This window comes from Campylobacteraceae bacterium, assembly GCA_013215945.1.
GTDB lineage: Bacteria > Campylobacterota > Campylobacteria > Campylobacterales > Arcobacteraceae > NORP36.
In genome coordinates this window covers 40,911-58,373 of the sequence record JABSOM010000008.1, presented here as the reverse complement: position 1 = coordinate 58,373, position 17,463 = coordinate 40,911, and the positions used below count along the sequence as shown (strand labels likewise).

15 protein-coding genes are annotated in these 17,463 nt (G+C 30.1%); 10 read left to right on the top strand and 5 right to left on the bottom strand.

What is annotated here, in order from left to right; genetic code table 11:
- Positions 1-81: 81 nt before the first annotated feature.
- From HRT41_09725 to HRT41_09695, 7 genes are all read left to right on the top strand, one after another.
- Positions 82-2,418 (top strand): TonB-dependent siderophore receptor, encoded by a 2,337-nt coding sequence (locus HRT41_09725; protein NQY24303.1) that lies wholly within the window; start codon positions 82-84, stop codon positions 2,416-2,418.
- 173 nt (positions 2,419-2,591) lie between these two features.
- Positions 2,592-2,906 carry a hypothetical protein gene (locus HRT41_09720; protein NQY24302.1) on the top strand — a complete coding sequence of 105 codons (315 nt, stop codon included), beginning with the start codon at positions 2,592-2,594 and terminating at the stop codon, positions 2,904-2,906.
- A 9-nt stretch (positions 2,907-2,915) separates the two neighbouring features.
- Positions 2,916-4,493 (top strand): PepSY domain-containing protein, encoded by a 1,578-nt coding sequence (locus tag HRT41_09715; protein ID NQY24301.1) that lies wholly within the window; start codon positions 2,916-2,918, stop codon positions 4,491-4,493.
- Between the two features lie 9 nt (positions 4,494-4,502).
- Positions 4,503-5,042, top strand: coding sequence for a hypothetical protein (locus HRT41_09710; GenBank protein NQY24300.1), 540 nt, complete (start codon positions 4,503-4,505; stop codon positions 5,040-5,042).
- A 174-nt stretch (positions 5,043-5,216) separates the two neighbouring features.
- Complete coding sequence (locus HRT41_09705; protein NQY24299.1) at positions 5,217-5,702, top strand: sigma-70 family RNA polymerase sigma factor; 486 nt, start codon at positions 5,217-5,219, stop codon at positions 5,700-5,702.
- On the top strand, positions 5,695-6,672 hold the full coding sequence (locus HRT41_09700; GenBank protein ID NQY24298.1) for a FecR domain-containing protein: 978 nt from the start codon (positions 5,695-5,697) through the stop codon (positions 6,670-6,672). The genes HRT41_09705 and HRT41_09700 overlap by 8 nt, the downstream gene beginning before the upstream one ends.
- Positions 6,673-6,780: 108 nt before the next feature.
- Complete coding sequence (locus HRT41_09695) at positions 6,781-9,132, top strand: TonB-dependent siderophore receptor (protein ID NQY24297.1); 2,352 nt, start codon at positions 6,781-6,783, stop codon at positions 9,130-9,132.
- A gap of 85 nt (positions 9,133-9,217) precedes the next feature.
- Here HRT41_09695 and HRT41_09690 read toward each other — a convergent pair whose 3' ends face one another.
- Entirely contained in the window at positions 9,218-9,871 is a 654-nt protein-coding gene (locus HRT41_09690; GenBank protein NQY24296.1) for a cytochrome b/b6 domain-containing protein, read from the bottom strand.
- A gap of 9 nt (positions 9,872-9,880) precedes the next feature.
- Positions 9,881-10,798, bottom strand: coding sequence for a glutaminase (locus HRT41_09685; protein ID NQY24295.1), 918 nt, complete (start codon positions 10,796-10,798; stop codon positions 9,881-9,883).
- Between the two features lie 195 nt (positions 10,799-10,993).
- On the opposite strand from HRT41_09685, the gene typA reads away from it, so the two are divergent.
- The 3 genes from typA (at position 10,994) to HRT41_09670 (ending at position 14,479) form a co-directional block, all read left to right on the top strand.
- Positions 10,994-12,811, top strand: a complete 1,818-nt coding sequence (gene typA, locus HRT41_09680; GenBank protein ID NQY24294.1) for a translational GTPase TypA — start codon at positions 10,994-10,996, stop codon at positions 12,809-12,811.
- An 82-nt stretch (positions 12,812-12,893) separates the two neighbouring features.
- Complete coding sequence (locus HRT41_09675) at positions 12,894-13,343, top strand: GNAT family N-acetyltransferase (protein ID NQY24293.1); 450 nt, start codon at positions 12,894-12,896, stop codon at positions 13,341-13,343.
- A 302-nt stretch (positions 13,344-13,645) separates the two neighbouring features.
- Positions 13,646-14,479, top strand: a complete 834-nt coding sequence (locus tag HRT41_09670; GenBank protein ID NQY24292.1) for a methylated-DNA--[protein]-cysteine S-methyltransferase — start codon at positions 13,646-13,648, stop codon at positions 14,477-14,479.
- Here the strand turns inward: HRT41_09670 and HRT41_09665 are convergent.
- The 3 genes from HRT41_09665 to HRT41_09655 all read right to left on the bottom strand — a co-directional run bounded on the left by HRT41_09665 (position 14,476) and on the right by HRT41_09655 (position 17,372).
- Positions 14,476-14,829 (bottom strand): nitrous oxide-stimulated promoter family protein, encoded by a 354-nt coding sequence (locus tag HRT41_09665; protein NQY24291.1) that lies wholly within the window; start codon positions 14,827-14,829, stop codon positions 14,476-14,478. The two genes, HRT41_09670 and HRT41_09665, sit on opposite strands and share 4 nt — an antisense overlap.
- Positions 14,830-14,893: 64 nt before the next feature.
- Positions 14,894-16,012: a metallophosphoesterase gene (locus tag HRT41_09660; GenBank protein ID NQY24290.1), complete on the bottom strand. Its 1,119-nt coding sequence runs from the start codon at positions 16,010-16,012 to the stop codon at positions 14,894-14,896.
- Positions 16,013-16,058: 46 nt separating this feature from the next.
- Entirely contained in the window at positions 16,059-17,372 is a 1,314-nt protein-coding gene (locus HRT41_09655) for an aminotransferase class V-fold PLP-dependent enzyme (GenBank protein NQY24289.1), read from the bottom strand.
- Positions 17,373-17,463: the final 91 nt, after the last annotated feature.

Genomic DNA, 17,463 nt, shown 5'->3' with positions numbered 1-17,463 from the left:
TTACTGTCACGAATATTCATCTCTCTCGTCTTCTTTAGCAGATAACAATTATCAAAGTCGTTATTATCAAAAGGAAAGAAAATGACACTATTAAGTAAAATATTAGTCGCTCCAAGCTTGGTACTGCTCCTATCAAGTAGTTTATACTCACTAGAAACCTACAGTATAAAAACAGACTCTTTAAGTGAAGCTATCACAAAAATATCAAAAATAGCAAAACTACCATTCGCAGTAGATAAAAATATTTTAAAAGGAAAAAAAGCAAATCCTATTAAAAATATAGAAGGTTTAGAACAAGCTTTAAAAGCGCTTCTAAAAGGTAGTGGTTTAAAAGCAGTAATCTCAAATAATACGATTGTAATTGTAAAAATTAAAGCGAATAATTCTTCTTCTACATTAGAGGATGTTGAAGTTATTGAACATGCAGATAATAACACAGAAAATAGCAGTTCTTATACAATAGCTTCAATGAGCACAGCTACAAAACTTAACTTATCACTAAAAGAAACGCCTCAAAGTATTAAAGTACTAACCAATCAAAAAATTAAAGATAATAATATAAATTCTTTTGAAGATGTAGCAGCAGCAACAGCTGGAATCAATATGCAAAAATATTATATGACAAATAATAAAATCTATAGCAGAGGCTTTAAAGTAGATTATTATCAAGTTGATGGAATTCCTACGACGTATAATAATCAAGGACAAGAAAGTTTAATAATATATGATAGAGTTGAAATTGTAAGAGGTGCAAATGGTTTAACTAGTGGAGCTGGAAATCCAGCGGCAAGTATAAATTATGTAAAAAAGAGAGCCACAAGTAAGGACTTTAAAGGCTCTCTTGAAGTAGAAGTAGGTTCTTGGAATGCATATGGAACAAGTGTTGATTTATCATCAGGCCTTAATGAAGAGGGAAGTATAAGAGGAAGAATTATTGCTTCGTATAAACAAAATGATTCTTTTATAGATAATTATAATGAAGATGAAAATACAATTTATACTGCTTTTGAAGCTGATTTAGGGGATAACACATTATTATCACTTACTTTTAGTAAACAAGAGTTTAATAATGAAAATTTTACAGGGGCTGGGCTTCCTATATATTTCTCAGATGGAAGTAGAGCTAATTTTGATAAGTCTTCTAATTTTGGGGGAGATGATGCGTATCACTATTTTGAAACAATTTCTGCTTCTGCCAAACTTGAACATGTTTTTAATAACGAGGCTAAAGTAACAGCAAATTATTCTTATATCAAAAATGACATTGATGAAGTTAGATTTTGGGAGAGATCTTCTTTTCCTAATATAACAACAGGAAACTTAACACTTTCTGAAGCTTGGAATGACTTAGAAGAAAGAGAAACACATGCGGTAGATATATATTCATCCCTTCCCTTTACTTTAGGAAACAGGGATCATGAACTTGTGGCAGGTTTGATGTATAGCAGAGATAAAACAAAAGGAGAGTGGTATATAGGTGGAAATCCTTTAACTAGCAGTGTATACAATTGGAACAGTACCACAACTACTCCCACATACACTCCTGATGGTACGTACGCTAATGAAACAGAACAATTAGGTATTTATTCGGTTGCTAAATTTTCTTTAGCAGATGATTTAAAGTTAATTTTAGGAACAAGAGTATCTACTTGGAAATACAATGAAGATAATGAATATTTTACTTTTCAAAATAATATAACTCCTTTTGCAGGCCTAGTATATGATTTAAATGAACAGCACTCTGTTTATACAAGTTATACAAATATTTTTAAACCTCAAACAAAGAACAAGGATGTAAATGGTGACGCTTTAGATCCTAAAGAAGGAAATTCTTATGAAGTAGGATTAAAAAGTTCATTTTTTGATGACTCATTAAACAGTGCTATAAGTTTATTCAGAATTGAGCAAGATAAATTAGCTGTTAAAGATGGTTCAAATGTTGTCTTAAGTACAAGTGATCAAGCCTATAAATTAGCTGAGGGGGTTGTTTCTAAAGGTATTGAAATTGAAGTATCCGGAGAAATAAATGATAACTGGAATGTAGATTTTGGTTTATCACATTATTCTGCAAAAGATGAAGAGGGTAAAGTTATAGTTACAAATGAAGCAAAAACGCAAATAACACTTTCTACTAAATATACTGTAAATAAATTAAGTTTAGGTGCTGGAATAAACTGGCAAAGTAAATTTTATGAAACAGCTAAAAATCCTTCAACGAGTAAAAATGAAAGAATCTATCAAGAATCATATTACTTAGTAAATATCATGGGAAAATATGACTTAAAAGATGATTTATCACTTCAAGTAAATGTAAACAATTTATTTGATAAAGAATATTATTCTAATATTTTTTATGGTGCAAGATACCGATATGGTGACCCTAGAAATATAACTATGAAACTAAACTATACGTTCTAATAAAATTTTATATAAATAACGCTACATAAATGAGCGTTATTTAAAAAGACTTTGAGAATTCTTATTTTTTATTTAGAAAACAAAAAATCTCAAAGTTTTTTTGAAAACCTGTCCGTTTTTATCACCTAATCCGTCTTATATTATGGAAGTTCATTACTTTTTAAAGGAAAAACGTGAATAAATATTATGCTTTATATAAAGAACTATCAAAAATAGAAAATAATGGCCGTAAAATAGGTTTATTTAGAACAATATGTTCTATTTTTGGTGGCTGCTTTCTTTCTTATTTGGCTATGACTTTATTGGTTTTTTTACTTCCTGGAACGGTTGGTGAAAGTCTAACTGTACCAATAGTTTTTCATACTATTGTTTGGGCTATGTGTTCTTTATGGATAAGCATAGCTCTTACTAAATGGATTGCTTTGATGAGAGTTTTTGTTCCCTCTTTTATATTTTCAATATTATTAGTTATTTTTTATAATCTTTAAGGCTTTTGAATGAATCAATCAATACAAAAAGAAGCAAGCAGACAAAATAATCAAAGACTTTTAAGAGTACATGTAGTTGTAGGGATTACTTTCTCTTTATTTATGTATATATCTGTTTTTTTTGGAATATTTGCTATTGTACTTCCATATATATCAGCTTGGGAAAAACCTTCAAAACATTATGCAATGCCAGATATTAGAAATATAAACTACTCGGCTATGATTGACCCTGTTTTGGCTGATCCTGACTATCCTATGATAAATGGGGTTCAAATAAGGCTTCCTGGTTACAGAGGAAACCCCTCACTTACAATATATGCTCCTTTTACACAAAGAAGAATCTTTAATCCCAATACCAATGAAGAAGTGAAAAACGAAGGCAAACAGTCTCAACTTGCAAGGTTTTTAAATCATATGCATTATGGACGACCTTTAAAAGACTTTGGCTATTGGCTTTTTGGTTTTGTTGCGGTTGCTGGATTATTTTTAGTTGTAGGTGGGCTTGTTCTTGTTATTGTAAAAAAGTTTAATAATACAGGTAAAAATGCCCAAAGTAGATTTTCAAAATGGCACAGAAAAATATTTACTTGGGTTTTCCCTCCTTTTATTATTATTACTTTAACTGGGGCATTGATGAATATAGGTTGGACTATGTCTATGCCTATGACTTACGTTGTTTCCAAAGGTGAGACTTTTCAAGAGTGGAAATTAACTGATCCTGTTTTATTTCCTGCTTTGCCTAGAATTGAAAAAAAGAACGATATTGTGCCTATGTTAAAAATGAATGAACTTATAAAAAGAGCACAAGAGATTAATCCTGATATTAATTTTAATAAAATAATTTTGATTAACTGGAAAGATTCAAGTGCCCAAGCTAAACTCGAAGGTTATAATCCTTATATGCCTTTTTTAAACGGAATATCAAATGATCCTAGTGTCACACTAAAAGGGATTGATGGAAGTTTAATATCTCAAAATAAAGTAATGGATAAACATTGGTCTGGACTTATTTATGACAGTATGATGTTTCTTCATAAATTATTTGGAGTGGATACTTTTACAAGGTTTTTTGTTGTTTTTATAATGCTTATTTCTGCTTTTGCTTTAGGTTTTGGCGTGTTATTGTGGTTAGAGAAAAAAGCCAAAGTTTTTCCTAAAGATATTCCTGTTTATCAAGGTATGGGAAAATTATCCCTAGCTGTTATGATAGGAGTTATTCCTGCAACGGGTTTACTCTTTGTTCTTCAATGGATCTTACCTTTTGATATGCAAGACAGGTTTCTTTTACAAAAAGGAATGTTTGCTGTTTTTTGGATAGCTACTTATACTTGGGCGTGTTATAAGATAAATTCTTATGAAACAGCGAAACAGTTTTTAAAAATAGCAGCAGTTTTTTTTGTTATTTCTCCTTTTCTTCATTTTTATTCTAGTGGTTTTTCACCTGTAAGATTATGGAATGAAAACATGGGGAATATTTTAGGAGTGGATATAGGACTTTTTATTTTTGCTCTTATCTTATTTTATGTAAGTGTAAAACTACCAAGCTCGAGAGAAGAGGCCCAAAAATTTTGGACTAGAATACTATAAAGGAAAAAAATGAAGAAAATATTAATAGTTTTAAGTTTATTTTGCACACTTGGCTTTTCACATAACTTAATAATGGAAGTACTCGATAATGAAGACAATACACTTACAATTGTAGGGGCTTATAATACAGGTGATAAAGCAGCAGGAGCTATGATAAGGTTTGAATCTCTTAGTACAGGAGAAATATTATATAAAAAAAGATTGCCTTATGAGAGTGAACTTACAATAAGTATTCCTAATGAAGCTTACCAAATTGTTTTGGATGGTGGGCCTGATCATGTACTTATCCAAGTAGGAATTAGTCCTAAAGAAGGTTTTTCAAAAAACCAAGAGAGTCAAGTTAATGGTATGGAAACAATGCAAACATCTTCAATGACTTTGACAACACAATTGTCACAAGCTAAGAATAATACGAATATTTGGGGTAATCTAACAATATTTCTTTTTACAATATGTTTGATTTTATTTTTACTTGCAATTTATTTCTCTTTTAAAAATACAGAAAAAATAATCAATGAAATAAGAAAAAGTAATGCCAATATCGAATAAAAAAAGACTTTTTTACTAAATTTATGAATTCTTTTTTTTCTTTGTCCTATTCATGATATTCTTGCGTCTTATTAGTAGGAATATGACATAAAATAAGTTATTTTTTAAATTATTTTACTATAGATGTTTCTAAGTTTCTTTTTGATAATATCTATCAAAAAAGAATTGGGAGCTATGACAAAGTACTATAATGAACTTGTTTACTATGTTCAAAGAATGATAGGTGACAAGGAAAAATCAACAGACATCATACAAGAAACCTATTTGAAGACTCTTGAAAAGTCTAAAACAATGCAGATAAAAAACGAGCGGGCTTTTTTGTATAAAGTAGCTAGAAATCTTGTTGTTGATAAGGTACGAAAAAGAGAAAAACTTCCAAAAGTAATCTTCGAAGAAGCAGAACACTTTATCCCCAAAAAAGAACAGCCTGAAGAAATAGCTTTAATTAATTCAAGAGAAGATGATATCAAAACCATAATAGAAAACCTACCTCTACGAAGTAAACAAGCTTTTGTTTTACATATAATGAAAGGTTACTCACGAAAAAAAATATCAGAAATCATGGGAATTAGTGTTAATGCTGTTCAAAAACATATAACAAGAGGCATAACAAAAGTGAAAGAACAAATAGATTTAGATGAGTGGGAATTGTATGATTAAAAATGAAAAACTAGAGAATGAAGCATCATATTGGTACTCATGTAATAAAGAAGGTTTATCTCTAAGCCAAGAAAAACTTTTCTTAAGATGGATAAACGCTGATATTGAACATAAAAAAAACTATGATTCAATCACTAAAATTGAAAATATTTGTGCTTCTTTTGACGATGAATACCTTAACAATTTAGAACAAGAGGTTCTACTAACAGCAAAAAGATCAAAAATCTTTGGAAACTTAAAATATTATGCAAGTGCAGCTGTTTTTATTTTGGCTATTTGTGTAGGGGCTTTTAAAGTAAATGAGTATTATTCTCCTTCTTATATTAATACTTTAATAAGTGAAACAAAACCCATTAAAGAAGTACTTTTACCAGATGATTCTCTTCTCTCCCTTGATGCTAAAACTAAAATAAATATTAGTTTTTATGTAAGCGAGCGAAGAGTTGAACTTCTGCAAGGACAAGTATTTTTTAATATAAATAGAGATGTAAAGAGACCTTTTATTATTACATCAGGATCAACGCAAATACAGGTATTGGGTACAAGTTTTGAAGTTAAAAAGTTAGATAAACGCACCATAGTTCGTGTTTCTTCTGGAAAAGTAAAAGTATCTTATGTTTACAATGAAAATAAAGCGCCACGTATACTCTCTCTTTTGACAAAAGGCGATGAAATTACGGTTAATTCTTTAGGAAAAGTTACAGCGCTTAAAAAAGTAGCTTTAGATAACATCGCTTTATGGAGAAATAATAAAATATTCTTTGATAATATAAGTATAAAAGAGGCAGTAAATGAACTGTCAAGATATATTACAAAAAAAATAGAAGTGGATGATAAAATAGCTTCTTTAGCTATTACAGGAAAGTTTTTCCTTGATAAACCCAATAAGTTTTTTGAAGCAATCTCTTCTATTCATCCCCTTATTATCAATGAAGAAAAGAATATTATTAGTATTAATAAAAAGAAATAATTTATTAAATAGTAAAATTCTTTTTCATTTTAGGTCCTATTCGTATAATTTTTACGTCCTATGTGTAGAGAACAATTCTCAAAATCATTATTAAAAGGAAATGAAAGAATGAAATTATTAAAAAATTTCTTAATAGCACCAAGTTTAGTATTGCTCATCTCATCTAATCTTCTTGCGAAAAACTATACACTTGAGGCAATGCCTCTAAAAGAAGTGATTAAACTAATCACTTCTGATTTAAACTTACCTTATGTTGTTGATAGTAAGTTTGTAGAAGGAAAAAGAAGCAAAAGTATAGAAAATATTGAAGGTGGATTAAAAGCCTTAAATAAAATACTAAAAGATTTTAATTTAAAAGCAGAAATTAAAAATGATCTTATAATCATCAAAAAGATGAAAATAAATAATTCTTCTAGTTCTACTTTAGAGGATGTAGAAGTTGTAGAAAGTTCTGATTTAGGTACAAGTAAAGATGGGTATTTAGTATATAAAAGTTCAGATGTAGGTTTATGGAAAGGAAAAAGTTTACAAGATACTCCCTATTCCTTAAATGTCATGTCAAAAGATTATATGGAAAATTTGAATGCGACATCAATAGATCAATTGTATAGCATAAATCCAGTTATGCAGATGAATTGGAGTGAACAACAAAATAATAATGGATATGTTTTTTTACGAGGTTTTTCTTCTTCTGCTTCGGCATTTGATGGAATGAGAAGAGAGAAATGGCAATGGACACATAATACTAATGTAGAAGAGTATGAAAGATTAGAAACAATTACTGGCTCATCTGGGTTTTTATATGGACCCTCTCCTGTAGGTGGAATTAGAAACTTTATAGCTAAAAGACCAAGTTCTACTGCTCAATATAGTGTAAAACTTGGTAATGCGGGAGGAAAAGGTCCTTATGCTCACGTAGATTTAAGCTCACCTATAGATGAGGCAGGAAGATTTGCATACAGATTAAATATTGTTACTCAAGATGGAGAAACCCATGTCAAAAATCAAAACTTAAAAAAGAACATATTTAATCTTACATTAGATTATCAGCTTACGGATAATGTATTGTTACAAGGGCTTATATCTGATAGTTATTATAGATTAGATGGAAGGCAAGCGTATTGGAATATTGCAAGTGGAGCTACGAGACCAGATGCATCTTCTATTGATTCTAATAAAATTTGGGGCCAAGAATGGTCTTATCAAGAAAGCGAAGTAAGACGATATAGTACAAATTTATTGTGGGATATCTCTGATTCTGTCAAATTTAGAGCGGCATATATGCAAGAAAAAGTAACAAGAAGTGGTTTTTCTGCTGACAATACAATTCAAACAAACGGAACGTATTCGCAAGAAGTAATAAATGATACAAGTGAAGATGACCTTTATGGAAAAGGAGCTTACGCGTATGTAGATGTTGATTTTGATATAGGAAGTGTTAATCATCAGGCTACCATAGGAGTTCAAGCAAGCCAGAGTCATTGGACAACTCATAATATGGATGATACAAACTCTACTGTGAACTTAAGCGGGTTATCTTTATCTTCACCTACAAATGTTGCTGTACCTGTTGCGTCAAAAGTATTATCTGTGGATACTAAGCAGTATTTTATGAAAAGTAAGAATCTTACTTTTGGGGATAGTATTACGTTTAATTCTAAATGGTCTATGCTTGTGGGTGTTAGTTATTTAAATCTTCAATACAAAGACAAAAACTATGAAGAGAGTACTTTAACTCCTTCAATCTCTTTTGTATATAAACCTTTTGAGGACTTAAGTTTATATACTAGTTATATGGAAGGTGTAGAACTAGGAGGAATTGCTAAGGATACGCATAATTCAGCAGCAGTTGTAAATGCTGGAGATTCAATGGATCCCTTAAAAAGCAATCAAATTGAGCTGGGGGCAAAGTATTCGAATAATAATATGTTTTATACCTTGGCATTATTTCAAATTGATAAAGGTTTAGAGTATTATGATTCTACAAATGCCAATGCACCTGTTTTTGTTCAAGATGGAAGACAAGTACATCAAGGTCTAGAGTTTACATTTACAGGCAAAGTTACTGATAATTTAACTGCAGTAGGTGGATTTACGCTTCTAGATGCAAAAATAAAAGAAAATAAACAAAACCCAGAATATGAAGGAAAACGCCCTGATGATGTAGCTAATGAATTTGCCAAAGTATATTTAGAATATACTCCTTTTACCAGAAAAGATATTTCTTTAAATACAGGAATAAATTACACAGGAAGTTTTTATGGGAATAAAGAGAATACAGATAAAATGCCTTCATATACCTTAGTTAATATAGGTGCCAAATATACTACTAAAGATACGAAAAAACCATTGACTTTTAGAGTAAATATTAATAATGTTGCGGATAAAGAATATTGGGTTAATAAACAATTTTTAGGGGATAGAAGAACAATACATGCTTCTGTTACAATGAAATTCTAAGAACAGAATTTTTACTTTAAAATAAAGAGCTTTTTTTGCTCTTTATTTTTTAATTTTAAGCCCTAAATAAACGTCCAAAACTCTATCAAAACAAATGATCAAAATCTGTTGCAGTTAAATACATAATAAAGAGCATCAAACAAAAAAATAGAAATGAAACAATCTTTTGTTTAAAACTTAAGACTACACTTTCACCACTTATATTTTTATACCCAAAAACAATGGATTGTAAAGTACCATGTTCTTTATGTAAGAATCTGTCTAATAATACGCCAGATATATGAACAGCTATAAGGATAAGCATTAAGTTTGCTATTATTTCGTGAATATCTTCAAAAATAGAAGTGTTTAAGAATTTGAAATAACCTTTATTGGGTTCTTCTCCAAGAGCTAAAAGGCCTGTTAATACCACAATACCAATTGTTATTAATAAAAAATACAAAACAAAAGACGCTGCTGGATTATGACCTGCATAAATCTTTGTATCTTTTTTTAATAAAATATCTTTTGAATAATTAAGTGCTTCTTTGAATGAAAGATTAAAATCTTTAAAGTTTGAATACTTAGGGCCAATTTTCCCCCATAATAATCTAAATAATATTAATACCCCAATACCATAACCAAACACCGAATGAATTTTTAAATAATCATCGTCTCCACTTATATAAGTGATTACAATAAAAAGAACCAAACAAGAGTGAAATACTCTTGTGGGAAGAGACCAGATATATGTTTTCATTTTTTGCCTTTAAAAAATCGATAGACCCGTTTTTGTTGTAAACAACTCTAGGGCTTTTGTTCCTATTAAAGAGTTTCCATTTTTATTAAGCTCTGGAGAATACACAGAAATAGCCATAAGATTTGGAATGATTGCAACTATTCCTCCTCCTACCCCACTTTTTCCTGGAAGTCCTACTTTAAAAGCAAAATCCCCTGAAGCATCATAATGACCACAAGTTAACATCAAAGAATTAATTCTTTTGGCTTGGGATTGGGTAACAAATTCTTTTTTTGAAAGAGGGTCTGTTCCGTGATTTGCTAAAAAAAGCATAGCGCGACTGAGTTCATTTGTACTCATTGAAATAGAGCAGTGTTTAAAATAGGTTTGGGCTACTTCCTTAATATCGTTTGAAATATTTTTATAACTTTTCATCATATTTAAAAGTGCAAAATTCATATACCCTGTTTGTTCTTCTGAAGCAGCTACTTCTTTATCATAAACAATATTTTTATTATTTGATATTTCTTGAATAAAAGCTAGGACTTTGGTAAAAGTTTTTTCCTTGTATTTATTAATTAATAAATCAGTAGTTACCAATGCCCCTGCATTAATAAAAGGGTTTCTTGGAATTCCATTTTCATATTCTAGTTGAACCAGAGAGTTAAAAGGATCTCCTGAAGGCTCGTGTCCTACATTTTTATAAAGCTCTTTTCCGTACAAATGCAAAGCAAGGGTAAAAGTAAATACTTTTGAGATACTTTGAATAGAAAATTTTTGATTGTAATTTCCAATATGAAAACTTGTTCCATCAAAAAGCTGAATACTCATAGCAAACTGTTTTGGATTTATATTTTTAAGAGCAGGAATATAAGATGCTACTTTACCTTTATTATATAAGGGCTGTATTTCTTCTTGTATTTCTTTTAAGATTAAATCGTAATTCATTTTATCCTCCTTTGTTTTTATAAACATATTTTAATTTTACTTTCCTAAATATTGTATTAACAAATAAGGTTTATTTTGATAATTAATAATAATTTACATGATTAATGACAAATTAATAGGAATAATTATAAAATTATGCTTAATTTAAGCTTGTATTTAGTATACTCGCGCAAAATATTACCATAAAGAGTTTAAATGAGAGATATTAGAAATATTGCTGTAATTGCACACGTTGATCACGGTAAAACTACATTAGTAGATGAATTATTAAAACAATCAGGGACGTTTACGGCTCACCAAGACGTAGGTGAACGAGTAATGGATAGTAATGATATTGAAAAAGAAAGAGGAATTACTATTCTTTCTAAAAATACTGCTGTTGATTACAAAGGTGTAAGAATTAACATTATTGATACTCCAGGCCATGCTGACTTTGGTGGAGAAGTTGAACGTGTTCTTAAAATGGTTGACTGTGTACTTTTATTAGTAGATGCTCAAGAAGGTGTTATGCCTCAAACTAAGTTTGTTGTTAAAAAAGCCTTATCTTTAGGACACAGACCAATTTTAGTTGTAAATAAAATTGATAAACCAGGTTCTGATGCTGATAAAGTTGTTGATGAAGTATTTGACCTGTTTGACCAAATGGGTGCTACTGAAGAACAGTTAGAATTCCCAGTTATTTATGCAGCTGCAAGAGATGGTTATGCGAAAATTGCTTTAGAAGATGAAAATAAAGATTTAACTCCTTTATTTGACATGATTTTAAAAGAAGTTCCAAAACCAACAGGATCTGATGATAATGGTCTTCAATTACAAGTATTTACACTTGATTATGATAACTTTATTGGAAAAATCGGAATTGCTAGAATCTTTAATGGAACAATTTCTATGGGTGAAACTATTCTTTTAGTTAAAGCTGATGGTGAAAAAGTTAAAGGTAGAGTTTCTAAACTTATCGGATTTAAAGGTATTGAGAGATTTGATATTGATAAAGCTGGTACGGGTGATATTATCGCTGTTGCTGGTTTTGAAACAATTGATGTTGGAGATTCACTTTGTGATCCTTTAAACCCAATGCCTTTAGACCCTATGCATATTGAAGAGCCTACTTTATCTATTACTTTCCAAGTAAATGATTCTCCACTAGCTGGAACTGAAGGTAAATTTATTACATCTAATAAAATTGATGAGAGATTAGCTTCTGAAATGAATACTAATATTGCTATGAATTATGAGCAAATTGGTGAGGGTAAATTTAAAGTAAATGGTAGAGGTGAGTTACAAATTTGTATCTTAGCTGAAAATATGAGAAGAGAAGGTTTCGAATTTTGTATTGGACGACCAGAAGTTATTATTAAAGTTGTAGATGGCGTTAAAATGGAGCCATTTGAGCATTTAGTAATTGATACACCTGATGAATTTACAGGAACAATTATTGAAAAACTAGGTAAAAGAAAAGCGAATATGACAAACATGGTTCCAATGGGATCTGGTTATACACGATTAGAATTCGAAATTCCTGCACGTGGACTTATTGGTATTAGAACTGAGTTCTTAACTGATACTAAAGGTGAAGGTGTAATGAATCACTCTTTCTTAGATTTCAGACCTCATTCAGGTTTTGTTGAATCTAGAAAATACGGTGCTTTAGTTTCTATGGAAGCTGGAGAAGCTGTTGGGTATTCAATCTTTAACTTACAAGACAGAGGGGTTATGTTTATTAAACCTCAAGATAAAGTTTACTCAGGTATGGTTGTTGGTCAACATGCTAAAGGGAATGATTTAGATATTAACCCTATTAAAGCCAAACAACAATCAAATGTTAGATCATCAGGTGCTGATGAAGCTATTAAGTTAGTTCCACCAAAAGTTATGGGTCTAGAAAATGCACTAGAGTGGATTGAAGATGATGAATTAGTTGAAGTTACTCCTATTTCTATTAGAGTTAGAAAAAGAGAATTAGATGCTAATATGAGAAAAAGAACAGCTAAAACGAAGAAGTTCTCTAACTAAAATTATTTAATAATTTTAAAAAGGATGTGCTTCTTAGCACATCCTTTTTTTTATGCCAAAAAATTAAAACCTAGGATTTAAAATGTCAATTAATATTAAAAAAGTAAGTTTGAACGAAGTTAAAGAAGTCGCAAAAGTTTTTAATGCCTACAGAGTTTTTTATGGACAAAAGAGTGATTTACCTTTAGCGGAAGAATTTTTAAAACAAAGAGTACAAAACAATGAGTCTGTAATCTTCTGTATTTTTGATGAAGAGAATAAAGCCTTGGCTTTTACACAGCTTTACCCCAGTTTTTCTTCAGTATCCGCAAAAAGGTCCTGGATTCTCAATGATTTATTTGTAGATGAAAATTATAGGAAAAGGGGATATGCCAAAGCACTGATGCAAAAAGCAAAAGAGATGGTACAAGAAGATGCTTCAAAAGGTATATTTTTACAAACACATAAGAACAATAAGAATGCACAAGCTTTATATGAAAGTTTAGAGTATGAGAGAGATGAGGAATATTATTCATATTATTTGAGTCTTTAAAAAAGACTTATGATGAAGAATATTACTTTAAAACAAATAATAAAAATTAAAATAAAAAATAAATAGGAGAATATTTTCTCCTATAATAAGGAGAAAATATGAAAGATTACATCATAGTAATAACAATAGAAATAACAACAGTTTTAGCTTCATTTTACGCAGTAAGTTTATAAAAAATTCTTATGAACCTATCTACTAAGTTTATTTAGCAAGAAACGGATTGCTCAAATTAGGTATTTATACTAAAATATATCCAGATAAGTTAATATATAATTTGTATGGGACAACTGATAAGGATGATTATGGCTAAGAGTGAAATAAAAAACTATGAACATTACGAGCAAATAAAAAAAGCTATTGATTATTATGAAAAAAATTATAAATACCAACCTTTAATAGAAGATGTAGCTTCAAATATAGGTTTGAGTAAGTTTCATTTTGCCAGACTTTTTAAAGAATATGCAGGCATTACTCCTAAGCAATTTTTGCAAAGTACTACTTTGGAATATGCAAAAGTGCAATTATTAGAATCTAAATCTTTATTCGAAACAAGTTTGGAGCTTGGTTTATCAAGCTCTAGTCGATTACATGAACTCTTTGTTAATTTTGTAGGCGTTACGCCTAATGAATATAAACAAGCAGGTGAAAACTTAGATGTATATTATGGATATGCTTATTGTTCTTATGGTAAAGCTCTTTTAGCGTATACAAAAAAAGGAATCTGTGCTTTAGAATTTTGTGATAATAATGAGAATGAATTGTTAATAAGATTAGAAAAAACATGGAAAAATGCAAAACTTATTTTGAATAATGAAGAAGCACAAGTTTATTTAGAGAAGATTTTTTTAAAAAAAGAAAAAATGGATGTTTATGTTCAAGGAACAAATTTTCAAATAAATGTCTGGAAAGCCTTGCTTAGTATTCCAAGTTCATGTATTCTTTCTTATAGTGATATTGCTTTAAATATTGGAAAAACAAAAGCCGTACGAGCGGTTGCTTCAGCTATTGCTTCTAATCATATTGCTTTATTAATTCCTTGCCACAGAGTTCTTACTAAAAGCGCAGCTCTTGGTGGATACAAATGGGGAGAGAATAGAAAAAGAATTATTCTTGCTTATGAACAAAGTAAAACTTAAGAGCTAAAAAAATTCCTAACTTTATTTTTTAATTTTGTAAGTCCCAGTCTGATTCCAGAATAGCGCATAATAGTGCTAAGTTCATTCCACTTAAGCGTATTATAACAAGGTTTGGAACAGTGTCTGCATCGTGGTTTAATCTCATGAGGGCATTTTTGAAGTTTCACAAAAGAGTAAGAGATTGTTTTATAACAGTCTTCACATAAATTAAGGTTATAAAAATAGCTTTTATTTTTATAATCTAATTCCACTTCTCTAGAAAAGCGGTTTTTATGTTTATTGCCTTGGCAGTACATATGAACAAATTTACTTAAGGTTTGTATTTCACTGTCAAATTTAGTGTTTTCCATACTTTATTCTTTTTATTAAGTATTACAGTTTTTTGGATATTTTACCTTGAGTTAAATCAAGGACTTAGGCTTTTTTAAGATGAAAATGTGTGATTTCTGAGCTTGCCCCTAAACGCATAGGAGGTCCCCAAAATCCTGTACCTTTGTTTACATAAATTTGAGTACTAAGATTATGTTGATGAAGACCTCTTACATAAGGTTGCACCAATGAAACCAAAAAATTAAAAGGTATAATTTGTCCTCCATGTGTATGGCCTGAGAGTACCAAATCTACACTTGAAGGAACTTCTTCTATAAATCTGGGTTGATGTGCCAAAAGAACAGTGGGAGAGTTTTTCTTCCCTTGGAGAGCTTTTTTGATATCGGGTTGATAGGCTCCATATTTATAGCCATAAACATCATGAACTCCAGCCAGATTAAAACCTTGATTTTTTTCTCCAATATAAACATGTTCATTGTCTAGTACTTTTATTCCTAGATTTTCAAGTGAAAATAAGATAGCATCAATATTGTGATAAAACTCATGGTTTCCAGAGATGAAATATACACCGTATTTACTTTTTAAATATTGCAATTCATCCAAAGAACTTTGAGCATATTTTAAGGATGTATCTACTAAATCTCCCGTAATAACAACAATATCAGCATTTAAACTATTGACTTTTTTAACCAAAGTTTTAATAAAAGCTTGATCAATTAAACCCCCAATATGTACATCACTTAATTGTACTATTGTATATTCTTTTTTTAGGTCTTTAATTTTTACATCTATTTCTTCTACAATATAATGTTTTGCATTGTACATAGATTTAGCAGTCAAAGTGGTTCCTATAACAATGGTAGAAACATCTAAAGATTTTTTGAAAAAGTTTCTTCTGCTTGTTTGCATAGGTGTTTTTTTAAGAGCAAAAGAAAGCAGATCATAAATAAAAGTCAAAGAAAACAGAACAAAAGTAAGACCTATGCTTAGGGATAATATGAAGTATAACCAGTTAGGTATCATAGGATAATATCTTGCACCCATATAAAAGACTATAGAAAAAAAGTTAAGTATTAAAAAATAGCGAAAGATTTTTTTGTATTTTGAATGTAGGTCTAGTTTATTAACCAAACGTTTTTGAATGTAATAAGAAAATAAAGCTTGTGCGCTTAAAAAAACGCTTATAAATATTAAAAAATGCATACGTAATTATAAACTAGCTTCTTTAATCATTGATTAACAAAAGAATTTATTCTCTAAAATTCTTTATACACGTTGTAAGTGAAGCTAGAAGGGTATCAATTTCTTCTATTTTTTGCGAATAATGAAGAGATATTCTTAACCATCCCGGTCTCTCCCCTAATTCAATTTGATCTTTTAATCCAAGCAGATCATGACCATAAGGCCCTGCGCAAGAACATCCTGCTCTTGTTTGTACTCCTGAGTGAGTGGACAAAGCATCGCAGAGTTCATAAGGATCAATAATACCTATATTAAAAGATACAATCCCAATATTTTTAGTCTCTAAGTTTCCATAAATAGTACACATAGGGATTTTTTGAAGTTCAGTTATAAAATACGAGTACAGTTTTTCTTTTTTTAAAGAAATAAAATCAAAACCAATTTCATTTCTTAGTTGATAGGATAAAGAAGCTTTAATTAATTGAAGAATCCCAGGTGTTCCAGCTGTTTCTCTTGTGACAATATCTTGATCAAACCATTGATTTTTTTTATTAACATAAGTAACTGTTCCTCCCCCTGCAAAAGTAGGAGGAATCTCTGTATCAATAATTGTATTTCGCGCAATTAACAAACCACAAGAACCAGGCCCCCCTAATAATTTATGAGGAGATAAGAACATTACATCATAAAGTTCACAAGGGATATTCATATAAGAAGAGGATGCAGCTGCATCAAAAACTACAAGGGCTTTGTATCTTCTCAAAATTTTAGATATTTCTTCGTAAGGAGTAATAATACCTGTTACATTAGAAGCGGTACAAAAAGCCCCAATTATTTCTCTGTTTCTATTGTCTTTTAAAATATCTTCTAATAAAACCAAGTTGATTAAACCATCTTTACTTAAGGGTATTCTTTGTACTTCACATAAGGCTTCTCTGTAGGTAACTTCATTTGAATGATGTTCATAAGGTCCTACAAGAACCAAAGGAAGTTTAGATTTATTAACAGTGATTTTAAATCTTTTTGTTGTTGCTGGAGGAATATAAATCCCAAGTAATTCTTGAAATTTTTTAATAGCAGCTGTTGCCCCATTTCCTGTTGGAATAATAGAAAAATCCTTAGATACGCCAAGAGATCGATGCAAAGATTCTAGGGCTTCTAAATAATAATCATTGGTTCTTGAAGCCATGGATGCTTCTTTTGAATGAGTATTTGCATAGGTTTCAAGTACATCATGCATTCTGTTTTCAATTTGTCTAAAACCTAAACCAGAAGCGGTGTAATCGAAATACAGTTTTTTATGTTTCCCAATAGTATTGTATCTTACAAAATCAAGTGTTTTTGTATTTTCATGTATAAAGGGTCGATAAAGTTTTTCCATTTAATCTTCTTATTTCTAGAAATGTATTTTTGACATTGTACAATAAATCTCTTCTAGAACTTATGAACTTCTATTTATTTGTCAAAGTATT